The organism is Pseudoalteromonas agarivorans, from assembly GCF_024518735.1.
Classification (GTDB): domain Bacteria; phylum Pseudomonadota; class Gammaproteobacteria; order Enterobacterales; family Alteromonadaceae; genus Pseudoalteromonas; species Pseudoalteromonas atlantica.
Genome location: NZ_JANIGJ010000006.1, coordinates 1 through 22,124, shown reverse-complemented (window position 1 = coordinate 22,124; position 22,124 = coordinate 1). Strand labels below are relative to the sequence as shown.

General features: G+C 41.8%; 19 protein-coding genes. 14 read left to right on the top strand and 5 right to left on the bottom strand.

Annotation, left to right across the window (positions count from 1 at the left end; genetic code table 11):
• Window positions 1-283 precede the first annotated feature (283 nt).
• From nrdR to NQT65_RS11610, 9 genes are all read left to right on the top strand, one after another.
• The gene (nrdR, locus tag NQT65_RS11650) at window positions 284-733 is read left to right on the top strand and encodes a transcriptional regulator NrdR (RefSeq protein WP_004586861.1); all 450 of its coding nucleotides are present in this window, start codon (window positions 284-286) and stop codon (window positions 731-733) included.
• Between the two features lie 2 nt (window positions 734-735).
• Window positions 736-1,869: a bifunctional diaminohydroxyphosphoribosylaminopyrimidine deaminase/5-amino-6-(5-phosphoribosylamino)uracil reductase RibD gene (gene ribD, locus NQT65_RS11645; protein ID WP_256851234.1), complete on the top strand. Its 1,134-nt coding sequence runs from the start codon at window positions 736-738 to the stop codon at window positions 1,867-1,869.
• 16 nt (window positions 1,870-1,885) lie between these two features.
• Window positions 1,886-2,539: a riboflavin synthase gene (locus NQT65_RS11640; protein ID WP_256851233.1), complete on the top strand. Its 654-nt coding sequence runs from the start codon at window positions 1,886-1,888 to the stop codon at window positions 2,537-2,539.
• Window positions 2,540-2,568: 29 nt separating this feature from the next.
• A complete protein-coding gene (gene ribBA / locus NQT65_RS11635; RefSeq protein WP_055254705.1) occupies window positions 2,569-3,681 on the top strand; it encodes a bifunctional 3,4-dihydroxy-2-butanone-4-phosphate synthase/GTP cyclohydrolase II in 1,113 nt (370 codons plus the stop codon).
• Between the two features lie 101 nt (window positions 3,682-3,782).
• Window positions 3,783-4,247, top strand: a complete 465-nt coding sequence (ribH, locus tag NQT65_RS11630; protein ID WP_004586865.1) for a 6,7-dimethyl-8-ribityllumazine synthase — start codon at window positions 3,783-3,785, stop codon at window positions 4,245-4,247.
• Window positions 4,248-4,262: 15 nt separating this feature from the next.
• Window positions 4,263-4,673, top strand: coding sequence for a transcription antitermination factor NusB (gene nusB / locus NQT65_RS11625; protein WP_004586866.1), 411 nt, complete (start codon window positions 4,263-4,265; stop codon window positions 4,671-4,673).
• Between the two features lie 94 nt (window positions 4,674-4,767).
• A complete protein-coding gene (gene thiL / locus NQT65_RS11620) occupies window positions 4,768-5,742 on the top strand; it encodes a thiamine-phosphate kinase (RefSeq protein WP_054983488.1) in 975 nt (324 codons plus the stop codon).
• Window positions 5,739-6,224, top strand: a complete 486-nt coding sequence (locus tag NQT65_RS11615) for a phosphatidylglycerophosphatase A family protein (protein ID WP_256851232.1) — start codon at window positions 5,739-5,741, stop codon at window positions 6,222-6,224. The genes thiL and NQT65_RS11615 overlap by 4 nt, the downstream gene beginning before the upstream one ends.
• Window positions 6,225-6,261: 37 nt before the next feature.
• Entirely contained in the window at window positions 6,262-9,348 is a 3,087-nt protein-coding gene (locus tag NQT65_RS11610) for a ligand-binding sensor domain-containing diguanylate cyclase (protein WP_029773767.1), read from the top strand.
• Between the two features lie 50 nt (window positions 9,349-9,398).
• On the opposite strand, the gene NQT65_RS11605 is transcribed toward NQT65_RS11610, so the two are convergent.
• The 4 genes from NQT65_RS11605 to NQT65_RS11590 form a co-directional block, all read right to left on the bottom strand.
• A complete protein-coding gene (locus tag NQT65_RS11605) occupies window positions 9,399-11,510 on the bottom strand; it encodes a hypothetical protein (RefSeq protein WP_256851343.1) in 2,112 nt (703 codons plus the stop codon).
• Between the two features lie 192 nt (window positions 11,511-11,702).
• Window positions 11,703-13,565 (bottom strand): 1-deoxy-D-xylulose-5-phosphate synthase, encoded by a 1,863-nt coding sequence (gene dxs / locus NQT65_RS11600; RefSeq protein WP_029773765.1) that lies wholly within the window; start codon window positions 13,563-13,565, stop codon window positions 11,703-11,705.
• 102 nt (window positions 13,566-13,667) lie between these two features.
• Complete coding sequence (ispA, locus tag NQT65_RS11595; RefSeq protein ID WP_126006121.1) at window positions 13,668-14,555, bottom strand: (2E,6E)-farnesyl diphosphate synthase; 888 nt, start codon at window positions 14,553-14,555, stop codon at window positions 13,668-13,670.
• A 2-nt stretch (window positions 14,556-14,557) separates the two neighbouring features.
• Window positions 14,558-14,800, bottom strand: a complete 243-nt coding sequence (locus NQT65_RS11590; protein ID WP_004586873.1) for an exodeoxyribonuclease VII small subunit — start codon at window positions 14,798-14,800, stop codon at window positions 14,558-14,560.
• Window positions 14,801-15,115: 315 nt separating this feature from the next.
• On the opposite strand from NQT65_RS11590, the gene pomA reads away from it, so the two are divergent.
• From pomA to NQT65_RS11570, 4 genes are all read left to right on the top strand, one after another.
• Entirely contained in the window at window positions 15,116-15,883 is a 768-nt protein-coding gene (pomA, locus tag NQT65_RS11585) for a flagellar motor protein PomA (protein ID WP_004586874.1), read from the top strand.
• A gap of 2 nt (window positions 15,884-15,885) precedes the next feature.
• Window positions 15,886-16,806 carry a flagellar motor protein MotB gene (locus NQT65_RS11580; RefSeq protein ID WP_256851231.1) on the top strand — a complete coding sequence of 307 codons (921 nt, stop codon included), beginning with the start codon at window positions 15,886-15,888 and terminating at the stop codon, window positions 16,804-16,806.
• A 211-nt stretch (window positions 16,807-17,017) separates the two neighbouring features.
• The gene (locus NQT65_RS11575; RefSeq protein ID WP_031289574.1) at window positions 17,018-17,524 is read left to right on the top strand and encodes a hypothetical protein; all 507 of its coding nucleotides are present in this window, start codon (window positions 17,018-17,020) and stop codon (window positions 17,522-17,524) included.
• Window positions 17,525-17,569: 45 nt separating this feature from the next.
• Window positions 17,570-19,510, top strand: coding sequence for a DNA topoisomerase III (locus NQT65_RS11570; RefSeq protein WP_256851230.1), 1,941 nt, complete (start codon window positions 17,570-17,572; stop codon window positions 19,508-19,510).
• 22 nt (window positions 19,511-19,532) lie between these two features.
• Here NQT65_RS11570 and NQT65_RS11565 read toward each other — a convergent pair whose 3' ends face one another.
• Entirely contained in the window at window positions 19,533-20,846 is a 1,314-nt protein-coding gene (locus tag NQT65_RS11565; protein WP_256851229.1) for a M20 metallopeptidase family protein, read from the bottom strand.
• 94 nt (window positions 20,847-20,940) lie between these two features.
• Between NQT65_RS11565 and NQT65_RS11560 the strand changes: the two genes are divergently transcribed.
• On the top strand, window positions 20,941-21,798 hold the full coding sequence (locus tag NQT65_RS11560; RefSeq protein WP_126006130.1) for a tetratricopeptide repeat protein: 858 nt from the start codon (window positions 20,941-20,943) through the stop codon (window positions 21,796-21,798).
• Window positions 21,799-22,124: the final 326 nt, after the last annotated feature.

Genomic DNA, 22,124 nt, shown 5'->3' with positions numbered 1-22,124 from the left:
TTAGGCAAGGCAGAGTCTATGTAGTGTGGTTACTCCACACAAATAGGCGATAACGCAGCATAAATGCCAAACACGCACTGCCCTCGGGTTCGTCCTAGGGGCGATTTACTCTTTGTTGCTCGGTTTTTACTTAGCCCACTAGGTTACAAACCTCGCGCCGCGATCAAATCACCCCTAGATAGAACAAATTTAATCCTGAAAGGCCAACAGGCCCTATTTTTTTGCTAAGATAAAAGGCCGCTAAATAGCGGCCTTTTTTGTTTTAAAACGGAAGTACCGAGTTATGCATTGCCCATTTTGTACCGCAAAAGATACTAAAGTTATTGATTCTCGCCTAGTCGGCGGAGGCCACCAAGTTCGCCGTCGTCGAGAATGTAACGAGTGTCACGAGCGATTTACTACCTTTGAAGGCGCCGAGTTAGTTATGCCACGTGTAATTAAACAAGATGGCAGCCGAGAACCCTTTAATGAAGATAAACTACTCAATGGCCTTAATCGCGCCCTAGAAAAACGCCCTGTTAGTACAGAGCAAGTGGATGAAGTGGTTAATATTATTAAATCGCAGTTGCGTGCTACCGGCGAGCGAGAAATATCAAGTCACCTTGTGGGTGAGTGCATAATGGAGGCGCTTAAAAAACTGGATAAAGTAGCCTATGTGCGGTTTGCCTCTGTGTATCGCTCGTTTGAAGATATACGCGAATTTGGTGAAGAAATTGCCCGTTTAGGGGAGTAATAATGCAAAACCAAATAACCTTTACTGCGCAAGATGAAATGTACATGGCACGTGCCATCGAGCTTGCAAAGAAAGGGCGATTTACAACCACCCCCAATCCTAATGTAGGGTGTGTTTTAGTTAAAGATAACCACATAATTGGTGAAGGGTTTCATCAATTAGCTGGGCAGGGGCATGCTGAGGTTAATGCTCTTGCTGTAGCAGGTGAAAACGCAAAAGGCGCGACTGCGTATGTTACGCTTGAACCGTGTAGCCATTACGGACGCACTCCCCCGTGCGCAGAGGGTTTAAAAGCCGCAGGTGTAGTAAAAGTTATTGCAGCTATGGTCGACACCAACCCACAAGTAGCAGGTAAAGGGCTAAAAATACTTAGCGATGCCGGTATTGAGGTTGCATTTGGGCTTTTAGAGCAGCAAGCGCGCGCACTTAATTTAGGTTTTTTTAAGCGTATGGAGCAGGGACTTCCGTATGTTACGTGTAAAATGGCGGCCAGCATTGATGGTAAAACCGCGCTTAAAAATGGCCAAAGTAAGTGGATCACCGGCAGCGCTGCGCGACAAGATGTACAATTACACCGAGCACAAAGCTGCGCTATTTTAACGGGCGCCGATACGGTTATTACCGATGATGCTAAGCTCAATGTGAGGTTAAGCGAGTTGCCACAGGCTTTGCCTACCGATTTACCCCTACGCCAACCGGTGCGTGTTATAATTGACTCACAAAATAGGCTTACACCAGAGCTGGCAGTATTTAATATTGAAAGTGAAATAATAATTTTCACTACCAAGGTTGATAAATCAACGCAGTGGCCGCATTTTGTAAGGCATATAGAAGTGCCTCAGCAAAATAACAAAGTTAATTTAACGTCTGTTTTAGCGCACCTTGCTAAGCTGCAATTTAATCATGTTTATTTAGAAGCGGGTGCTACACTTGCCGGTAAAATGACAGAGCTTAATTTAATAGACGAATATATATTTTATCTAGCGCCTAAACTAATGGGGTGCGATGCAAAAAGCTTAGTTAATTTTGCACCGCTAACAGATATGCAAAACACCGTTAATTTGACGTTTAAAGAGTGTGTGAAAATAGGCGATGATTTACGTATAACCGCCACAAAACACATTCCAACCACTTAATTAAAAGAGTAGGGCTATGTTTACTGGAATAATAGAAGCCACAGGCAAAATTGCGCTATTACAAAAAAAACAAGGCGATTTAGCCATTCGCATTCAAAGCGCTAATCTTGATATGAGCGATGTAAAGCTTGGCGATAGCATTGCCACTAATGGCGTATGTTTAACGGTAGTTGATAAGCACATTGATGGCTTTAGTGCCGACTTATCAAACGAAACTATCAGCCTAACTGGGTTTGCAAATTATAATATTGGCCAAACAGTTAACCTTGAAAAAGCCATGCAGCCGGTTTCACGTTTAGGCGGACATTTAGTGTCAGGTCATGTTGATGGCATTGCAACCATTACAGCCATCACTAGTAATGCGCGCGCTACAGAATATTGGCTAAGCACCGATGAAAACTTAATGAAGTACATTCCTTACAAAGGGTCTGTATGTATAGATGGTATAAGCCTGACAGTAAACGCTGTACAAGATAATAAATTTAAATTAACCATAGTGCCGCACACAAGCGAGCAAACCACCATTGCTGATTTTAAAGTGGGCACACGCGTTAATTTAGAAGTCGACCAAATTGCACGTTATTTAGAGCGCCTTATTAAAGGGGCTGAGCAGCCGACTGGCTCAGATATTTCAATGAGCTTACTAGCTAAAGCTGGTTTTGTTAAATAACGACACTGATAACTTACACGAGCAAATTTATGAATTTACACAGCGCACAAGAAATCATCGACGACATTAAAGCCGGTAAAATGGTTATTTTAATGGATGACGAAGACAGAGAAAACGAAGGTGATTTAATCATTGCAGCAGAGCACATTAGCGCCGAAGCAATTAACTTTATGGCCACTCATGGCCGTGGCTTAATTTGTTTAACTATGACGCAAGAGCGTTGTGAGCAACTTGATTTACCGTTAATGGTTAAAAACAATGGCGCAGCGTTTTCTACTAACTTTACTATGTCGATTGAAGCTGCCAAAGGCGTAACAACGGGTATATCTGCAGCCGATAGAGCGCGTACAGTTCAAGCGGCAATTGCAAAAGGCGCCGTACCAAGCGATATCGTACAGCCTGGACATATTTTTCCTATTATGGCACAGCCAGGTGGCGTGTTAACGCGCGCAGGCCACACCGAAGCTGGGTGTGATTTGGCACGTTTAGCCGGCCTTGAAGCCTCATCAGTTATTGTAGAAATCCTCAATGCCGATGGCACTATGGCGCGCCGCCCTGATTTAGAAGTATTTGCTAAAGAGCATGGTATTAAAATTGGCACAATTGCAGATTTAATTGAATACCGAAACCTTAACGAAACCACCATAGAGCAGGTGGCTAAGTGTAAATTACCTACTGAGCACGGTGAGTTTGATTTAGTAACCTACAAAGATACGATTGACGGCCAACTGCACTACGTATTGCTAAAAGGCGAAATTAAAGAGCAAGAACCAACGCTTGTGCGCGTGCACTTACAAAGTACCTTTAACGACATTTTGCTTTCAGACAGAAGTGCGGACCGTAGTTGGGGGCTTTCTGATGCAATGGCTTACATTGCAGAAAATAACGGTGCACTGGTTATTTTAGGTAAACAAGAAAGCACCGAAGAGCTAGAGGCCACAGTAAAAGCATTTGCTGCTGCCGATGCTGGCGAAAATGTTACGCCGCGTAAATTTAAAGGTACATCGCGTACCGTTGGTGTGGGCTCGCAAATACTGGCTGATTTAGGTATTAAGCAAATGCGCTTAATGAGTCGCCCTAAAAAGTACCATGCACTTTCGGGCTTTCATTTAGAAGTGGTTGATTACGTTGAGCCACAATAAGGGCTCAGCTTTTAACTAGTCTATTTTTTTATTTTTATGGTATGATGCGCAGCAATTTTTGCGCAATCGCAACCGCTTGAACATATTTTTAGGGTTATCAAATGAAAATTATTGAAGGTAATAAGTACGCTCCAGGCAAAAAATTCGCTATTGTTATTTCTCGTTTTAACGATTTTATTGGTAGCAGCCTACTAGAAGGTGCTGTTGATGAGCTAAAGCGTACTGGTGGCGTAGCCGATGATGACATTACCGTTGTGTATGTACCCGGTGCAGTAGAGTTACCTTTAGCGGCAAAACGCATTGCGGCAAAAAAAGAGTATGATGCAATCATCGCATTAGGCGTAGTGATCAGAGGTGGTACACCACACTTTGACCTCGTTGCTGGCGAATCTAACAAAGGCCTTGCAAATGTATCGCTTGAGTATGATATCCCGGTTGCATTTGGCGTATTAACCACAGAAAGCATTGAACAAGCAATTGAACGCGCTGGTACCAAAATGGGTAACAAAGGCGGCGAAGCGGCATTAGGCGCGCTTGAAATGGTTAATGTGTTAGATAAAATTTAAGTTTAAGGAATTTTTGTGAAACCAGCAGCAAGACGTAAAGCACGTATCTTAGCACTTCAAGCCGTTTATTCTTGGCAATTAAGTGGCAATTTAATTGCCGATATCGAACAACAAATGTTGATCGAAAACGACGTGACTAAAATTGATGTTGAATACTTTAAAGATTTAGCGCGTGGCGTTGCCGTTAATTATAAGCAACTAGATGAAGCTGTATCTCCGCATTTAACACGTCCATTTGATGATTTAGATATGGTAGAGCGTGCAATTTTACGTTTAAGCGCGTATGAGCTTAAATTCCGTGAAGATGTGCCATACAAAGTAGCAATCAATGAAGGCATTGAGCTTGCTAAAATATTTGGCGCTGAAGACAGCCATAAATTTGTAAACGGTGTACTTGATAAAGCTGTTAAGCATTTACGCAAGTAATACTAACCTTGCTAAAGCGCTCTGCTAAAGAGCTTAGCTTTAACAGTTAGTACACGTTAAAAAGGAGAGCCGGCATAGGTCGGCTTTTTTGTGTATGAAGGAATTTGAATTAATAAACCGCTACTTTAAAGGTCGTGGTATAACTCGTCGTGATGTAAGCCTAGGAATAGGGGACGACTGTGCATTAGTTACCGTTCCGCAAAACTGCCAACTTGCAGTAACAACTGATACGCTTGTATCAGGTGTTCATTTTTTTGATGACATTTCCCCCCGAGCATTAGGACACCGAGCACTGGCCGTAAATCTAAGTGATTTAGCAGCCATGGGGGCTGAGCCTACTTGGGTGTCGGTGGCATTAACCCTACCAAATATTAACCAGCAGTGGATTGAAGAATTTACTGAGGGAATGCACGAAATTGCTGAGTACTTTAATGTACAAATAATTGGTGGCGATACTACGCAGGGCCCTTTAACAGTTACTATATGCGCTAAAGGCACTGTGCCAGAGGGCAAAGCTTTACGCCGTGCAGGTGCTAAAGTGGGCGACTGGGTATGTGTAACCGGCACGCTAGGTGATGCAGGCTTGGCTATTGAATCTCGCAAGCGTGGCCTAAGTATTGAGCCTGAGCACTTAAAGTACATAAATAGCCGCTTTGATTACCCCACTCCACGGGTGGCTGCAGGGCAAGTATTACGTGGCCTTGCTTCATCAGCTATTGATGTGTCTGATGGCCTTATGGCGGATTTAAGCCACATACTTGATATGTCACAAGTCAGCGCCAGTATAAATATTGAAAACATCCCAACCTCAGACGCTATGCGTTCAAGCCTGAGCTTTGAGGCGCAATTGCCGTATATTTTAGGCTATGGCGATGACTACGAATTACTTTTTACTGTCTCTGAAGATAATAAAAGCATGTTGGAGCTTAAATTACGTCAATACGGCGTAGAAGCAACGTGCATAGGGCAAATAAAAAGTGGCGAAGGGCACATTGAGCTTTTACACCACGGTGAAAAATTTAATTTTGAGCAACAGGGCTTTGAGCACTTTGCCAAGGAGCAGGTTTGACTAGCAAAAAACAGTTTAATTTAAAGCGCCCGCACCAGTTATTTGGCCTAGGGTTTGGCACTGGCCTTGCGCCTGTTGCGCCAGGCACCTTTGGTACATTTGCTGCTTTACCATTTATTTTTATGACCATGTATTTTCCGCTATGGCTACAAATCGTGTTTGCCGTGGTTATTAGTATTTTTGGTATTTGGGCGTGTGGCAAAACCGCCGATGATTTAGGTGTGCACGACCACCCAGCTATAGTGTGGGATGAAGTTGCGGGTTATTACATCACGATGATTAGCGCAGCGCTTAGTTGGCAAACCTTACTTGTAGGCTTTTTATTATTTAGATTTTTTGATATTGCCAAACCAGGCCCGATCAAAACGCTCGATAAGCGAATGGACGGCGGCGTGGGTATAATGGCCGATGATGTACTTGCCGGTATTTTTTCGCTTATTTGTTTGCAAGCGTTAATAAAAGCAGGTTTACTACCCTTTTAATTTTTGTGTTTTATTTGTTTAACTAGGTGGCAGCGAAATGATGCGATTTTTACTGGTATGTGTACTTATGTTGTGTGCCATGCCAAGTTGGGCTTCTATTACTGATTACGTTGTTAAGCAATGGAATATCAAAGATGGCTTGCCCTCACAATCGCTCAAAAGTGTTGTGCAAGATCAGCAAGGCTATATGTGGGTCGGAACGCAATTTGGTCTTAGTCGCTTTGACGGCACAACTTTCACTAATTACAACACACAAAATAGTCCTTTTTTGCCAAGCAATGGTATTAATAAACTGCTCATAGATAGTAATGGCTATCTGTGGGTGGGCACTAAAAGTGGCTTGGTGGTCATAAACCCGCAAACGCTTGCCGCACAAGAATTTAATATTAAAGGCCCAGTTAGAGACATATTAGAAGATGCCAAGGGCAGCATTTGGATAGCAGCTAATGGGCTTTATTATGTAGACCGCAACCAAGTTGATTTACGTGATAAAGCGAACGAACTCGTTCCTATTGTAAATGCTACTGTGATCACCCAAATAGTGGGGTCGGTTAGTCAAATGGCGCTTTCTCCAGAGGGGATTTGGCTTGTCAACGACCGTCATTTACTACGCTTAACTAAAAGCGCCTCTGATTTTTCAAAACTCAGGTTAGAATTAACAGCTAAGGTGTCATTGCCTGAGCGGTTAGCACAAACCATTGTTCATGATCTGTCTTTTTTAAATGGTAATTTATATTTAGCCTCTGAACTGGGTGCCTACTTTTTAGATTTAGACGATGAGCTAAGACCTTTTCCGCTACCGAATGCGAATAACTCAGCTGTGTATAAATTTATGAGCGACACCAATGGTGGCTTATGGGTTTCTACGTATGGACGACTGCTTTTTAGAGCTAAGTCGGGTGAGTGGCAATGGGTTGAGCCAAGTCAGCTAGATCAAAGTATTTGGTTTGCCGATATTTACCGCGATAGCCAAAATAATATTTGGCTTGCAAGTTTTAGCGAAGGCTTATGGCTTGCACACGAAGGGCGTATAGAACGCCACTCTGCTTTATCGCAAATGACAGAGGCCGTTATGGCAATCAGCCAAGCGCCCGATGGTAATTTATGGGTGGCAAATAAAAGTGGTATTGGGTATTTCGATTTAAATAAAAACTTTGTCAATAAAATACCCAGTGCGCAATTTGGCCGTGCAACAGTACACGACTTACAGTTTGATGGGTCGCGTTTATATATAGCGACCGGACGAGGGCTGTTTTTTTACGAGCAAGATAAACTATACAGTTTTCCTGGCAGAGCCCTGCGCGACAATCCGGTATTCGCTATTAGCCCATCAAGCAAAGGTGGTTTTTGGATAGGTACAGGGCGTGGCTTGTATAGGCTAAGTTATGGCGGGTTAACACCCTTTGCATACAATGCCTTTTTAGGCAGTAAATTTATAACGTATGTGCTCGATAAAGCAAACTTTGGTGTAATAGGGACCAGTAAAGGGGCGTATTACTTTACTGACCGTGGCATTGAAAAAATAGGTGACCAAACTTCGCTCGAAAGTGCATACATCACCAGCGTATTACATATAGATGGTGTAGGTATTTTAATTGGCTCGCTTAATGACGGCTTATTTTACAGAAGTTTACAAGGGCATTGGCGACAGTTAGATGCAGCCAACGGCTTACCCTATGGCTCTATTTTTAGCCTAGAGTATGACGAAACCTATAAGCGTGTATGGGTAAGTACCATGAAAGGTGTTTACCGTATGCCAGTAGCGCAATTTAAATCAGAGGTGTCGAGCTTAAAAGTGGAAGAGGTTATTTCTTCTTTTGATAGGCAGCTCGATGGTAAAGCAAGCCAGTGTTGTAACGGTTTAGGACACGATGCCGTTGCCATGACCGATTATTCAATTTGGTACCCAAGCTTACAAGGCATTGTAGAAATACCTAAAAATACCGAGCTATTTGGCCTAAATGTATTAAAGCCTAAAGTAGAAACACTGACCACACCACTGCGCGCGTTAACTACCGCAGCATTGGGCGAAAAGCCTTTACTAGATACTGACGAGCGCGACATAACGTTAAAGTACACCGCCATCGATTATTATGCGCCAAATAGTATTGAGTTTAGATATAAGTTAAGTGGGTTAGATAGTGATTGGCGCTATGCTAATGCACGCCGAGAAGCCATTTATACAAATTTACCGGCGGGGTCATTTTTATTTGAGCTTGAGGCAAAACGCCAAGGCGAAGATTGGGACAGAGCGCAAACTGTCGAGTATGCATTTGTAGTACCGCAGCGCTTTGACGAAACTATTTACTTTAGATTGCTAATTGTTAGTGGCTTTATTTTACTGTTTTACTTTATTTTTTGGGTATTTAGAGCGCAAGAGCGCCGTAAGCAAGAAGTACTCGAAGCCCTGGTAACAGAGCGTACATTAGAGCTGCGCCAAGCTAACGATAAATTAGGCCAAGTAAACTCACAGCTTAAACTAGTTAGTCACTCAGATGAGCTTACAGGGCTACGTAGCCGCCGCTTTTTGTTTGATCAGCTCCCTAAAGATATTGAGCACTTCCAACGTAATGCACAGTCTTTACAAGCGCAAGGTAAGTCACTTGTACTGCTTATTATCAACTTTGATAACTTTAGCCGTATAAACGATGCGTATGGCCCAATAGCAGGAGATAGCTGCTTACAACAAATGGCAGCGTTACTTAATTCGCGTACCCAAGGCTCTGACTATGTAGCACGCTGGAGTGGGGATGAGTTTTTATTATTGCTGCGCGATTTTAAGTGCAACATGATTGACAGCTATGCCTCTGATTTATGCCAAGCAATCGCATTAAATTCGTTTCAATTACCAAACGGTAAAACAACCAATATTACGGCTTCATTGGGGTGGTCTTTTTACCCACTGCCGCTTTTAGGTGGGCAAGTAATAAGCTGGGAAACGTCGATAAACTTAGCCGATATAGCGCTTCATCAGGTTAAAAAACGCGGTGGTGACGGTGTCGCAAATATTACGTTTGATAAACAGTTGGATGCGTTTGAGTTTGAGCAAAATTCGAATGTAGATCAGCAGCTGGGTATTTTACAAAGTAATGGCTTAGCAGATATTAAAGTGTGGATGCGATAATGCCCAACCTACAAAAGTAGGCTAGGCATGGTGAGGGTAACGCTATTTAATTACTGGTTTAGCCACGCTGGTAAAATAGCCACTGATTCAGGAGCACTAAATGCCATACTTGCATCGGCACTTATATCTCCCCCTGCGGTACTTAAAATATTATTAAAGCGCATAACTACGTTGTTAGACTTTTCGGCAACGTATAAATCGGTTCCGCTATACATAATATCAACAGGGTTTCCTAATAATGTATTGGGCCCGCTAATCGTCGCGCTTATATTAACTAACCCCGAGGCATTTGCGGTATTATTTAATACATAAATTTTGCTATCGTCAGCAACGGCTGCGCTGCCTACATCAGAAAGTATTAACGCACCACTTAATGAGTCGTAATCTATTCCATGAATATTGGTAGGCCCTGCTAGTGCTTGTGAATTATTGGCAGGTGTAATTAATCTATCTTCTGTACTTATTGTGGTCTCGCCACTTAGTAGCTTATTTTTAACTTGATCAAATACCGCTACAGTGCCATTAGTTAGCGCAACAAAAGCGCGGTCAGTGTTACTGTCGTAATCAACATCCCACGGGCGTGCATTATTGGCAAAAGTTAAGGTCATAAGAGGCGATACATCGCCGGTGCCACAGCTTGAAAATATAGCAATGCTCGGCGTGGTTTCATTATTTTCAGCCACAAAAATCATTCCACTATCGGAGGCAATATCTAATCCTTTAGGTGAAATAAGGCCTGTATTGCTTCCTGAAATCAGTCTATCTTGGCTGGCGTTAAATGTTTCGCCATCACGGTTATAAGCCACTTTAGTAGAGATGACGATTCCGCCCATTCCTGTACTGGCATTATCGAATGTTGCGTAGCTATTACCTGCTTTATCAAAGCTAACGCTTTCTATCGTTTGGCTTGCATTATAGCTTGCAAGTTCGCTACTTAATGTTGTATTTAAACGGCTAATTTGGCCTGTTGTATCACCCGCAGTACTTGGATTACTGGATACGGCTACGCCTAATAGCGCCATATTAGGCTCAGTACTATCTGATATATCAGCCATTGAGCTTTGAGTTAGCGTGTTAGTAATTGACTCTGGCTTAGTAGACGCAGTACTTAAATCGGGCGCTATATCGCCACTTTCCCCGGCAAATATATTACTAAACACTAAAATTGCATCGTTTGATTTTTCGGCCACACGTAAATCGCTACCCTCAAGGGTAATATCTACAGGGTTGCCTAGCATAGTCGCAGGGCCTGAAATACTGCGTGCAACAGATGTATTACCTTGCGCAGTTGAGGCATTATTAATAACAAAAAGCGCGCCATCGGTAGCATCTGATGCGCTACCAACATCCGATAAGATAAGTTTATTGGTGGTTTCATCATAAACAATGCCGTGAATATTTACCGATATTTGCACACCATCGGCATCGCTTGGTGTAATAGTACGATTTGGCATAGCGGTAAATTCACCGCTTACAAAATCATCGTAAACCGCGACATCACCGTTGGTAAGTGCTACATAAAGTCGGTCGTTTACGTGGTCATAATCAACATCCCACGGGGCGGCTTCGGTAACAGTGGTAGCAAGCGGCGCGGCATCTCCCGCTGCAGCACTGCCAAATGTGGTAATTTGCATGGCACCAAAATCAGCTATAAATATCAGCCCGCTATTTTTTGCAATCGCTATGCCCTTAGGATTAACCAGTGTAGTTGCAGGGCCTGTAATTTCACGGTCTTGATTAGTGCTAAAGCTTGCACCATCATCGCGATTGGCAAGTTGGCATATAGTTTTAACGCTACCATTTTCGCTGTCGCTTGCTTGTATTAAATTACCGAGGCTATCAAAGGCTACGCCTTCATTTGCAGTGGTATTAAAGGTTTTTAATTTGGCAGCGTTCTGGTTTATTAAATCAACAGTGCCTGCGTTTTGCTCGCCGTTATTAGCTAAAATAAACGTGGCTGCACTAAAGCCGGGGTTGCCGTTTGTGCCATCGTTTCCATCTTGACCATCTGCTCCCGGCGTACCGGCTAAACCGTTTTCTCCATCATCACCGCTACACCCTGAAATACCAAGTACTATCCCAAGCGCTAATGCTGAAAAACAAAGGGGGCGTTTAAGTGAACTGTTTTGTGTATGAAGGTGAGTTAAATTAGCTTTTTTCATCATTTTTACCTTTTAATATTCCATCAAATGAAAGTAAATAACGTGCCTGTTTATACTCCTCAGTACGTACTATTTACTGTGTTAACCTCATAGAGATAACGCGTAGAAATACACATTGGATGCAAATATTTAAAAATAAAAAACAAAAAAGGAGCCATCAGGCTCCCTTTAAAAACTAGCTAGCAAAAATAATTAAGCGATAAACGATTTTATTGAATTTAAAATGCCTTGTTCGCCTAAACCCATTTCATCGTGCATTTGCGCTTGTGTGCCGTGCTTAATAAATTCATCAGGAATACCTAAGTTAAGCACTTTTAGGTTGGCTTTTTGCGCTGCTAAATATTCATTAACCGCTGAGCCTGCGCCACCACAAATAGCGTTGTCTTCAAGCGTTACTATTACATCATGAGTTTGGCTAAGCTCATCTAATAAACTTGTATCAAGTGGCTTAATAAAGCGCATATTAACTAGCGTTGCACCTAGCTCATTTGCAGCAAGTTGCGCGTTTTCAAGCAAAGTACCAAAGGATAAAATAGCAATTTTAGCGCCTTGTTTAATGGTATTGGCTTTGCCTATTTCCAGTAGCGTCATTTCGCTTTGAATATCGGCAGTACCGGCACTACCACGAGGGTAGCGAACTGCTACAGGGCAATTAGCCTTATAACCGGTATAAAGCATATGGCGGCACTCGTTAGTATCACTTGGGGCCATAATAACCATGTTTGGAATACAGCGCATAAAGCTTAAGTCGTACGCACCTTGGTGTGTTTCGCCGTCGGCGCCTACAATACCAGCGCGGTCTATAGCAAAAAGCACAGGTAAGTTTTGCAGTGCAACATCATGGATAAGTTGATCATACGCACGTTGTAAAAAGCTCGAGTAAATAGCTACAACGGGTTTTAACCCTTCACAGGCAAAACCGGCGGCCAATGTGACAGCGTGCTGCTCTGCTATGGCTACATCAAAATACTGCTCTGGGTGTTCTTTTGAAAAACGCACCATACCTGAGCCTTCACGCATTGCCGGCGTAATAGCCATTAATTTTTTATCTTGCTCGGCCATATCACACAACCAATCACCAAACACCTTAGAGAAAGTGGCGGCGCCAGGTTTAGATTTAGGTAAGCTTGATGTATTAGGGTCAAACTTTGGCACACCGTGATAGCCAATAGGATCAGCTTCTGCGGGTTTATAGCCTTTTCCTTTTTGGGTTTTTATATGTAAAAGCTGAGGCCCTTTTAAATTACGCATATTACGCAGTGTATCTACGAGCATATTTACATCGTGGCCATCAATTGGGCCAATGTAATTAAGACCTAGTTCTTCAAAAAAGGTACCTGGAATAACCATTCCTTTTAGGTGCTCTTCTACTTTACTGGCAAGCTCTTTAACAGGAGGCACGCCAGAGAGTAACTTTTTACTGCCTTCGCGAATGTTTGTGTAAAAGCTGCCAGATAAAATACGCGCAAAGTGATTAGTTAACGCTCCGACGTTTTCAGAAATCGACATTTCGTTATCATTTAAAATGATTAACATGTCAGATTTTACATCGCCTAAGTGGTTCATGGCTTCAAATGCCATACCTGCTGTAATGGCACCATCGCCTATAACGGCAACAGTTTTGCGGCCTTTGCCTTCTTTTTGAGCCGCAATAGACATACCAAGTGCTGCCGAAATAGAGGTACTTGAATGGCCTACGCTAAAGGTATCGTATTGGCTTTCTTCACGAAAAGGGAATGGATGTAATCCGTCTTTTTGACGAATTGTATGCATTAAATCGCGTCGTCCCGTTAAAATTTTATGCGGGTACGCTTGATGGCCTACATCCCATACAAGGCGATCTTCTGGTGTGTTATACACATAATGTAGAGCAACGGTAAGCTCAACAGTTCCTAAACCAGACGCTAAATGGCCGCTACTTTGCGAAACAGAGTTGAGTAAATAGTCTCGTAACTCGTTGCTAAACGCAGGGAGTTTATCTTGCGCTATATCGCGTAAGTGGGCTGGTTCGTCAACCAAGTTAAGTAATGGATACTTGCTACTATCAAGTGTCATGGTATTTATTTTATCCTTCGCTAACACCGGTGCTAACTTATTAGTTGTTACCGCTGTTGAGTAATAATGTCAGTGCTAAATGGCAATACGTATATGTAACACTCAATGGTCACGTTTAATCAGGTAGTTTGCCAGCGCCGCTAGAGTAGAGGTATCAGCATCTATTTTGTTTAATGCTTGATGCGCTTGCTCTATTAAATTTTGCGCCATTTGCTTGGCACCTTGCATACCTAATAGGGCCGGATAAGTTGCTTTATTAGCAGCTAAATCAGAGCCTTGTGGCTTACCTAGAGTAAATGTGTCACCTTCAACATCTAAAATGTCGTCGTGCACTTGAAATGCCAGCCCTATAGCATACCCAAAAACACGTAAGTTTTCTAAGGTTTGTTTGTCTGCTTTTTCGCTACATAATGCACCCAATGTAATGGCACAGTTGATTAAGGCACCCGTTTTTAATTTATGAATTCGTTCAAGCTGTTGTACTGTAATCACTTTATCTGTGGCTGCAATATCTAGCCCTTGCCCGCCTACCATGCCTTCAAGCCCCGATGCTTTAGCCAGTGCGCTGATCATTTTTACTTGTGTTGATGCGCTGCAGGTAAAATTGTGAGCCGAGATAAGCTCAAAGGCTAATGTTTGTAGTGCATCGCCTGCTAAAATTGCATGCGCATCGTCAAACTCTATATGGCAAGTTGGGCGTCCACGGCGAAGGTCGTCATCATCCATGGCTGGTAAATCATCGTGTACCAACGAGTAGCTATGAATACACTCAATAGCAGCAGCAAGAATATCTAAATCTTGCTTATTAGCTCCGAGCATTTCACCACTTGCGTAGACTAAAAAGGGGCGTAAACGCTTGCCACCGTTAAATAAGCCGTACTGCGTAGCTTCTTTTACTGTGTGTGCGGTATCAAGGGGTTGATCAAAGTACTGTTGCAGGGTCTTTACGACATCTTGTTGAGCACATTCTATTTTTTCTTGTATGCTCACGGTTATTCCATATCGTTGTTAAATGAAGTAAGCGCTGCTTTTTCGTCATTACCCATCAAAATAGACACTTTTTGTTCTGCTTGTTGTAACTTACCCGTTGAGGCGTTAGCTAAGGCTATACCACGCTCAAATTGCTTTAACGACTGCTCAAGCGATAAATCACCTTGTTCCATTTCACCGACAATGGTTGATAGTTCTTCGAGTGCTTGTTCAAAACTTAGGTTTTCAGGTTTTTTAGTCGCCATGTTTAATTTCAGCCAGCATGATAAATTTAGGAGCCAATTTTAGGGGGAATGCTAAACTAGGTCAAAGGATGATCGTTGTTTTTTGAGTTATATCAGTTTAAATCGTATTTTTACCATGTATAGGATGCGTATTAGGGCTCACTGTGTACAATAAAATTAATCAGTCGCTAGGCGAGTAGGGTATCTTGATCTAAAATTAGGCCAAACACAGTGTTTTACACTTTTTTCAAAAATGGCTTAAGTATTTCAGTATCTTGCCGATAAGCAGTTAATAATAAAAGTTTGAATAACAAAGTATAATACTTTGGAGGAAATGTGGATTTAGCAACCATAATTGGGATCCTTGGCGCAATTGGTTTAATTGTCATGTCCATGTTTATGAGTAGTAGCGGTGAAATGGGGATGTTTGCCGATGCGCCTTCTAGTGTAATTGTATTTGGTGGCTCACTATTTATTGTGTTATCAAACTTTACCTTGTCGCAGTTTTTGGGCATAGGTAAGGTTGTTGGTAAAGCATTTATGTTTAAAATCGAATCGCCAGAAGAGCTGATTGAAAAAGCAGTTGAACTTGCTGATTCAGCCCGTAAAGGGGGGTTTTTAGCCCTCGAAGAAGCCGAAATACCAAACCCTTTTATGCGCAAAGGTGTAGATATGCTCGTTGATGGCCACGATGCTGATGTAGTTCGTGCCACGCTTCAAAAAGACATTTCTTTAACCACAACTCGTCACGAACTGGGCGCCGGTTTATTTAAGTCACTTGCCGATATAGCCCCAGCAATGGGTATGATAGGAACGTTAATAGGCTTAGTTGCTATGTTATCTAACATGGATGACCCTAAAGCCATTGGCCCCGCAATGGCGGTGGCATTATTAACTACTTTATATGGTGCATTTTTAGCAAATGTAGTGGCTATTCCTATTCAGGTAAAACTTGAGCTTCGTAAAGACGAAGAAGCCATGAATCAGCGTCTAATACTGGATGCTATTTTAGGTATTCAAGATGGTCAAAACCCGAAAGTAATTGAAGGTATATTGAAAAACTACCTTGCTGAGTCTAAGCGCAAAGTAGATACCGAGGAGTAACCATGTCTGATCAAGAGTGCAAATGCCCACCCCCAGGTCTGCCTGCTTGGATGGGAACATTTGCCGACTTAATGTCGCTTTTAATGTGCTTTTTTGTACTTTTGCTCGCGTTTTCAGAAATGGATGTACTTAAATTTAAGCAAATAGCAGGCTCGATGAAGTTTGCATTTGGTGTGCAAAACAAAATAGAAGTAAAAGATATCCCTAAAGGGACCTCGGTTATTGCTATGGAATTTACCCCTGGTAAGCCTGAACCTACCCCGATAGAAACCATTCAGCAACAAACCGTTGAAATGACCCAGCAAATGTTAGAGTTTCAAGCGGGGGATGAAAGCTCAGCTGGTGGTAGACAAGAGCAACGTGGCGATAAACGCGGTGGCGAGTCACGTAGTACATCGCAGCACCAATCTTCAGAGCAAGCAACTTCAGCCGCCGATCAAGAACAAACTAACGAGTTAGTGAAAAAAATAGCGCAACAGCTCGAAAAACAAATTATCGACGGTGCAATCGAGCTTGAATCTTTAGGGCAGCAAATCATTATTCGTATCCGTGAAAATGGCTCATTCCCCTCTGGCAGTGCTTTTTTACAACCTAAGTTTAAGCCCATAATTCAAGATATTGGTGAGTTGTTAAAAGATGTACCTGGTGAAATTACGGTATCGGGTCACACCGATGATTTTCAGGTTTCTAACGAGTTATATATTAATAACTGGGACTTATCGTCAAAGCGTGCAGTAGCAGTAGCAAGCGAATTACAAACGGTACAAGGGTTTGATAAAAACCGCATGATGGTAGTAGGGCGTGCTGATACTCGTCCACTTGTTCCGAATGATTCAAACGAAGATAGGCGTAGAAATCGCCGAGTAGAAATATCAATCTTACAAGGTAAGGCTAAAGAGTCAGACCCTATTGATGTGCGCTAGGCTAGTAGCGGGCGCTAATTTCTCTAATTAAGTTTCTTTTTAAGGTACTTAATCGCCTAAGTATCTTGGCAAGCTCATTATTTTAGCTTAAAGTACATTTCCTTAACATATGTAATGGATGTGCTGTGAAAGTTATAATTAAATATTGTGATATGCCAGGTAATGGTGATGGTACCGACGACGATACAAAAGAAAAATAAGGTAAAACATTTTGCCTGATTGGTTTTTGTATTTCGTTAGTATTTTAAGTAAAAGCTGGGTCTTTATGCTAAGCCCGGCTCTTTTTATATTTTTTATATTTAAAGATTACTTAGCCTTTAGGTTTGCATTACTGACCGTCGCTTTTTTCTTCTTTGGGGGGATAACAGCCTCTAGCTTGAGAGAGTTTGACGATATTTATATCTATCGTTATTTAGTTTGGGCGGCTACCGATATTATATGGATGGCGTTAATAGCTTATTGGGGAATAAAAGATAAAGTTTATTTATGGCAATGCGTTATTGGTCAGTTAGTGGTTATTGGCGCACCTATATTACAATTATTCAGATTAGTTGACCGTCACCTTTGGGATTTAGCTTACAGCACCATTATTTACAAAACGTTAATGCCCTTTATCAACATTGGCACCGTCATAGTGTGTTATTTACCTTTAATTATGCTTTTCGCTAAAAAAAGTAATTCCCCCTCAAAAATAGAAAGCGCTCCACCTTCTAAATAGCTGTGCTAAACTACTGTTCATATAAACAGTTAATGAGCAACTCCCATGAAACTCTATATCGCAGAAAAGCCATCACTTGGCAGAGCTATTGCTGATGCATTGCCAAAACCACATAAAAAACACGATGGTTATATAGAAGTGGCTAATGGTGACTGTGTCTCGTGGTGTATAGGGCACTTACTAGAGCAAGCTGAACCTGATGATTATGATGCGCGTTTTAAAAAGTGGCAATTTGAACACCTTCCCATAGTGCCAGAACAATGGCAGCTCAAGGCAAAAACGAAAACGCGTAAACAATTAACTATTTTAAAAAAGCTAATTAAGCGGGCATCAGTACTCGTGCATGCGGGCGATCCCGATCGCGAAGGCCAATTGTTGGTTGATGAAGTCATAGAGCAAGCCAAAATAAGTAAAACCAAAAAGCAAAGCATTCAACGTTTACTTATAAGTGATTTAAATTTAGCGGCGGTAAAAAAAGCGCTTACGACTATGCGTTCAAATCGTGAATTTATTCCGCTTAGTGTGTCGGCGCTTGCGCGTTCTCGTGCAGATTGGCTATTTGGTATGAACCTTACGCGTGCTTATACGCTGGCGGGTCAAAAAGCAGGCTTTGGCAATGTGTTGTCGGTGGGTCGCGTACAAACCCCAATTTTGGGTTTAGTGGTTAATCGGGATAACGAAATAGCTAACTTTGTGTCAAAACCATTTTATGAAGTGTTGGCGCATTTAATAACCCCTGAGCAGCAAAGCTTTGTGGCCAAGTGGGTACCAAGCAAAGCCTGCGAGCCGTACCAAGATGAAGAGGGACGCGTTTTAAATAATGCATTAGCCGAAAACGTCGCCTCGCGAATAGCGAATCAACCCGGCGAGGTTACAGCACTTGAACAAAAACAAAAAAAACAAAGCGCGCCGCTGCCTTATAATTTATCGGCACTGCAAATAGATGCTGCAAAGGCATTTGGTATGGCAGCTCAGCAAGTACTCGATATTTGCCAAACGCTCTATGAGCGCCATAAGTTAATTACTTACCCTCGTTCTGATAATCGTTATTTGCCTAAAGAGCATCATTTAGATGCGCCTGCAATTTTAAAAGCAATTGCAGCTAATGGCGGTCAAAACACTGAGTTTGTGAATGGGGCAGACGCTAAAAAACGCAGCAAATGTTTTAACGATGCAAAAGTGGCTGCACACCATGCAATTGTACCTACCGCTAAACAACTAAAAACAGCGACTTTGGCGCCTGATGAAGCAAAAGTATATCAACTTATTAGCAGGCATTACCTAATTCAGTTTTACCCCGATTATATTTATAACGAAACTAAAGTAGAGGTAACAATTGCGGGAGGTTTATTTAAAGCCAATGCAAAGCAAGATGTAAGCCTAGGATTTAAGGTATTAATGGGCAAAGCCGAGCTAAAAGATGAAGCAACCTTGCCTCATTTAACAAAAGGCATGGCGCTTAACTGCACTAAAGGTGAAGTGGTAGAAAAACACACTACGCCACCGTCTCATTTTACTGATGCAACATTGCTAAGTGCCATGACCGGCATTAGTCGTTATGTAAAAGATTCACAAATTAAAAAAATACTCAAAGAGACCGATGGGTTAGGAACAGAGGCAACCCGCGCAGGCATTATTGAATTATTATTTAGGCGTCGTTTTTTAAAGCGCGAAGGTAAATCAATTAAAGCAACGCAAACAGGCTTGGCACTTATTAGTGTTTTACCAGAGGGCTTAGCTAGCCCCGATTTGACCGCTAAATGGGAGGCGAGTTTAGGCAACATTGCTCAACAAGCAATGAGCTACCAACAATTTTTACAACCACTGCTGGTGGAGCTTGAAGGTTTTGTACAGCAAGCAGCTAGTTGTGATAGCCATGTATTTTCAAAGCTACCTAAAACACCGACTAAAAAGCGCTTTGCTAAGGGTGGTAAAAAAGCACCATTTAAAAAATCAAATTATAAAAAGAGCTCAGCAACCACTTAATCGCTGAGCTCTCAAATACGGCTTATTTTTTATTAAATAATGCGACTGCAGCGTTACTCATGGCTTTTATACCGGTCGGTAATGCTACTTTATAATCTGGCGCAAATTTACTTGAGTGTAATGAAGGAAGTGTTTGGTTACTTTTCATCGCATTTGTATATTGCTGCTGGTTTACTCCACCTAACCAAAATAACGTAATAGGAATGTTTTCATCAGTTCTACCGTACAGTCCAAAATCTTCACCAGCCATAACCGCTTTTGTCTCAAGTACATTAGTTTCGCCAATTGCATCAGCAATAGCACTCCTAACAATATTAGTTTGCTGAGGGTTATTGTAAGTAGATGGAATAGATTCATCTTCATGAACGTGAACAACAGGGTAGTGTGACTCAGTAAGGCCAGCACTTTGAGCAATACCCGCTGTAATACGTTTTATTGCTGCTATTTGCGCCGTCCGTACCTCTGGGTTGTAGCTTCTAAGCGTAAGCTGTAGTTTTACTTCATCGGAAATCACATTATGCTTTGAGCCACCATGAATAGAACCCACAGTCACAACGGAAGGCTCAAGTGGAGAAAGCTCGCGGCTTGTGATTGTTTGTAATGCTAATACCGTACGCGCCGCAATAACTACAGGGTCTACGGTAGTGTGCGGGTAGGCGCCGTGTCCGCCTTTACCTTTTATAGTTATATCTACCGAATCAACACTTGCCATGGTGTATTCATTTTTCATTGATACCTTACCCGCAGGCACGCTGGCACTAACATGCAGCGCAATAACATGATCAGGCTTAGCATATTTACTAAATAAGCCTTCACTTAACATGGCTTTTGCTCCACCGCCAACTTCTTCTGCAGGTTGAGCAACCATCATTAACGTTCCTTGCCACTTATTTTTATGGGCAATAAGTTGCTCAGCAGTACCAATAAACGAGCTCATATGTATATCGTGGCCACAGCCATGCATTACACCTACTTTATTCCCATCCTCGTTGGTCACTTGTACTTTAGATGCATAAGGTTTACCGGTTTGCTCTGTGATTGGTAGGCCATCGGTATCAGTACGAATCATTATTGTAGGGCCGGTGCCATTTTTATAAATCCCTACCACACCATAGCCGCCCACATTATCTGTTACGTCAAACCCAAGTTTTATTAATTGCGATGCTATTTTTTGGCCAGTTTCTTGTTCGTGATATGAAAGCTCTGGAGATTGATGTAAGTCGAGGTAAAACTTTTCAATAGCTGGCATACTCTTAGTTAAATCTAAGCTTAGTGACTTAGCGAAAGTAAGTGGGCTTGCTATCATTAATGCTGCAGCTAGATAGGTGATTTTCATGTTTTCCCTCATTATTTGAAAGTATTTAATACTTGTATTTATTATGTTCGTCTCCATATAAAAACCTAAATAAATGAATATGGCAATTAATTCAATGAGCAACATAGTTAGTATCAACGCACAAAACCTTCAGCAAGTACTCGGTGAAACATCACAACAAAAGTTGGTGCTGCTTAACTTCCACTCACCACAAAGTCCTGAGTGTATTAGCCAAATCGGTATATTAGAAAATTTAGCTACGCAATATAAAGACCATATTGTAGTGGCTAATCTTGATTGTGACGCAGAACAAGCACTCGCCTCGCAATTAGCGCAGCAGGTTGGCTTGCAAACCTTACCTACACTTGTGTTGTTAAAAGATTCAGCTCCAGTAGATTTATTAGCGGGTGCACAAACAGACACGCAAATTCGCGAAGCCCTGAGTAAGCATTTACCAGCGCAACAGGACCTACTTCTTGAACAAGCAAAACAAGCATTATTAAAGTCGGATCTAAATGCTGCATTTAATTACGCAAAGCAAGCGTATGAAATAGACAGTGCAAACGCACGTATAAAGCTTGTGTTAGCCGATATATGCATTCAAATACACAAGTTAGATGATGCGCAAGCACTCATTGATACAATTGACGCCCAAGAGCAAGATGCTTATTTTCATAATATAAAAGCTAAATGCGAAGCGGCTCTAGAAGCTACCGACTCGCCAGAGATAAAAGAAAAGCAATCTCAAGTAGAAAAGTACCCAAATGACTTAGACCTGAAAATAGAGCTAAGCCAATTGCTAAATGATGCAGGACGAAAAGAAGAAGCACTCGAAACACTCTTCAGCGTACTTAAAAAGGATCTTAACTTTAATGACGCTAAAGCAAGCTTTTTAGCAATTATCGCTTCTCTACCAGATGGAGATGCACTTGCAGCAAAATACAGAAGAAAGCTTTATAGTATTTTGTATTAATACGCGCAGTTAATAAATTAACTTAAAAGCACCTTATAGGTGCTTTTTGCGTTTTATACATCGTTATATTTAAAACAAACTGGGCTTTGCTTATAGGTTTGGTTTGTTTTTTGTACTGCTTTTGGCTCTTTAGAGTGAAAAATGCACGAAAGAGCTTTTATTTATAGTTTTTATTAAAAAACGCTTGCGTAAAAATCCGTTCTCCCTATAATGCGACCCCACTGAGACGGCAGAGCGCAACGCATAGCGAGGCACGAGCTACTCAGTGAGTCGAGTAAAACTTAGTTTTAAAAACTTTCAAGTTTAACAAAATTAAGTGTTGACAA

Excerpts from the sequence above, each read along its gene's own strand:
- NQT65_RS11640 (WP_256851233.1), top strand. The coding sequence starts at position 1,886 with ATGTTTACTGGAATAATAGAAGCCACAGGCAAAATTGCGCTATTACAA.
- NQT65_RS11560 (WP_126006130.1), top strand. The coding sequence starts at position 20,941 with ATGAGCAACATAGTTAGTATCAACGCACAAAACCTTCAGCAAGTACTC.
- ribH (WP_004586865.1), top strand. The coding sequence starts at position 3,783 with ATGAAAATTATTGAAGGTAATAAGTACGCTCCAGGCAAAAAATTCGCT.
- NQT65_RS11565 (WP_256851229.1), bottom strand. The coding sequence starts at position 20,846 with ATGAAAATCACCTATCTAGCTGCAGCATTAATGATAGCAAGCCCACTT.
- NQT65_RS11605 (WP_256851343.1), bottom strand. The coding sequence starts at position 11,510 with ATGAAAAAAGCTAATTTAACTCACCTTCATACACAAAACAGTTCACTT.
- NQT65_RS11580 (WP_256851231.1), top strand. The coding sequence starts at position 15,886 with ATGTCTGATCAAGAGTGCAAATGCCCACCCCCAGGTCTGCCTGCTTGG.
- dxs (WP_029773765.1), bottom strand. The coding sequence starts at position 13,565 with ATGACACTTGATAGTAGCAAGTATCCATTACTTAACTTGGTTGACGAA.
- ribD (WP_256851234.1), top strand. The coding sequence starts at position 736 with ATGCAAAACCAAATAACCTTTACTGCGCAAGATGAAATGTACATGGCA.
- NQT65_RS11590 (WP_004586873.1), bottom strand. The coding sequence starts at position 14,800 with ATGGCGACTAAAAAACCTGAAAACCTAAGTTTTGAACAAGCACTCGAA.
- NQT65_RS11570 (WP_256851230.1), top strand. The coding sequence starts at position 17,570 with ATGAAACTCTATATCGCAGAAAAGCCATCACTTGGCAGAGCTATTGCT.
- NQT65_RS11610 (WP_029773767.1), top strand. The coding sequence starts at position 6,262 with ATGATGCGATTTTTACTGGTATGTGTACTTATGTTGTGTGCCATGCCA.
- thiL (WP_054983488.1), top strand. The coding sequence starts at position 4,768 with ATGAAGGAATTTGAATTAATAAACCGCTACTTTAAAGGTCGTGGTATA.
- nrdR (WP_004586861.1), top strand. The coding sequence starts at position 284 with ATGCATTGCCCATTTTGTACCGCAAAAGATACTAAAGTTATTGATTCT.
- ribBA (WP_055254705.1), top strand. The coding sequence starts at position 2,569 with ATGAATTTACACAGCGCACAAGAAATCATCGACGACATTAAAGCCGGT.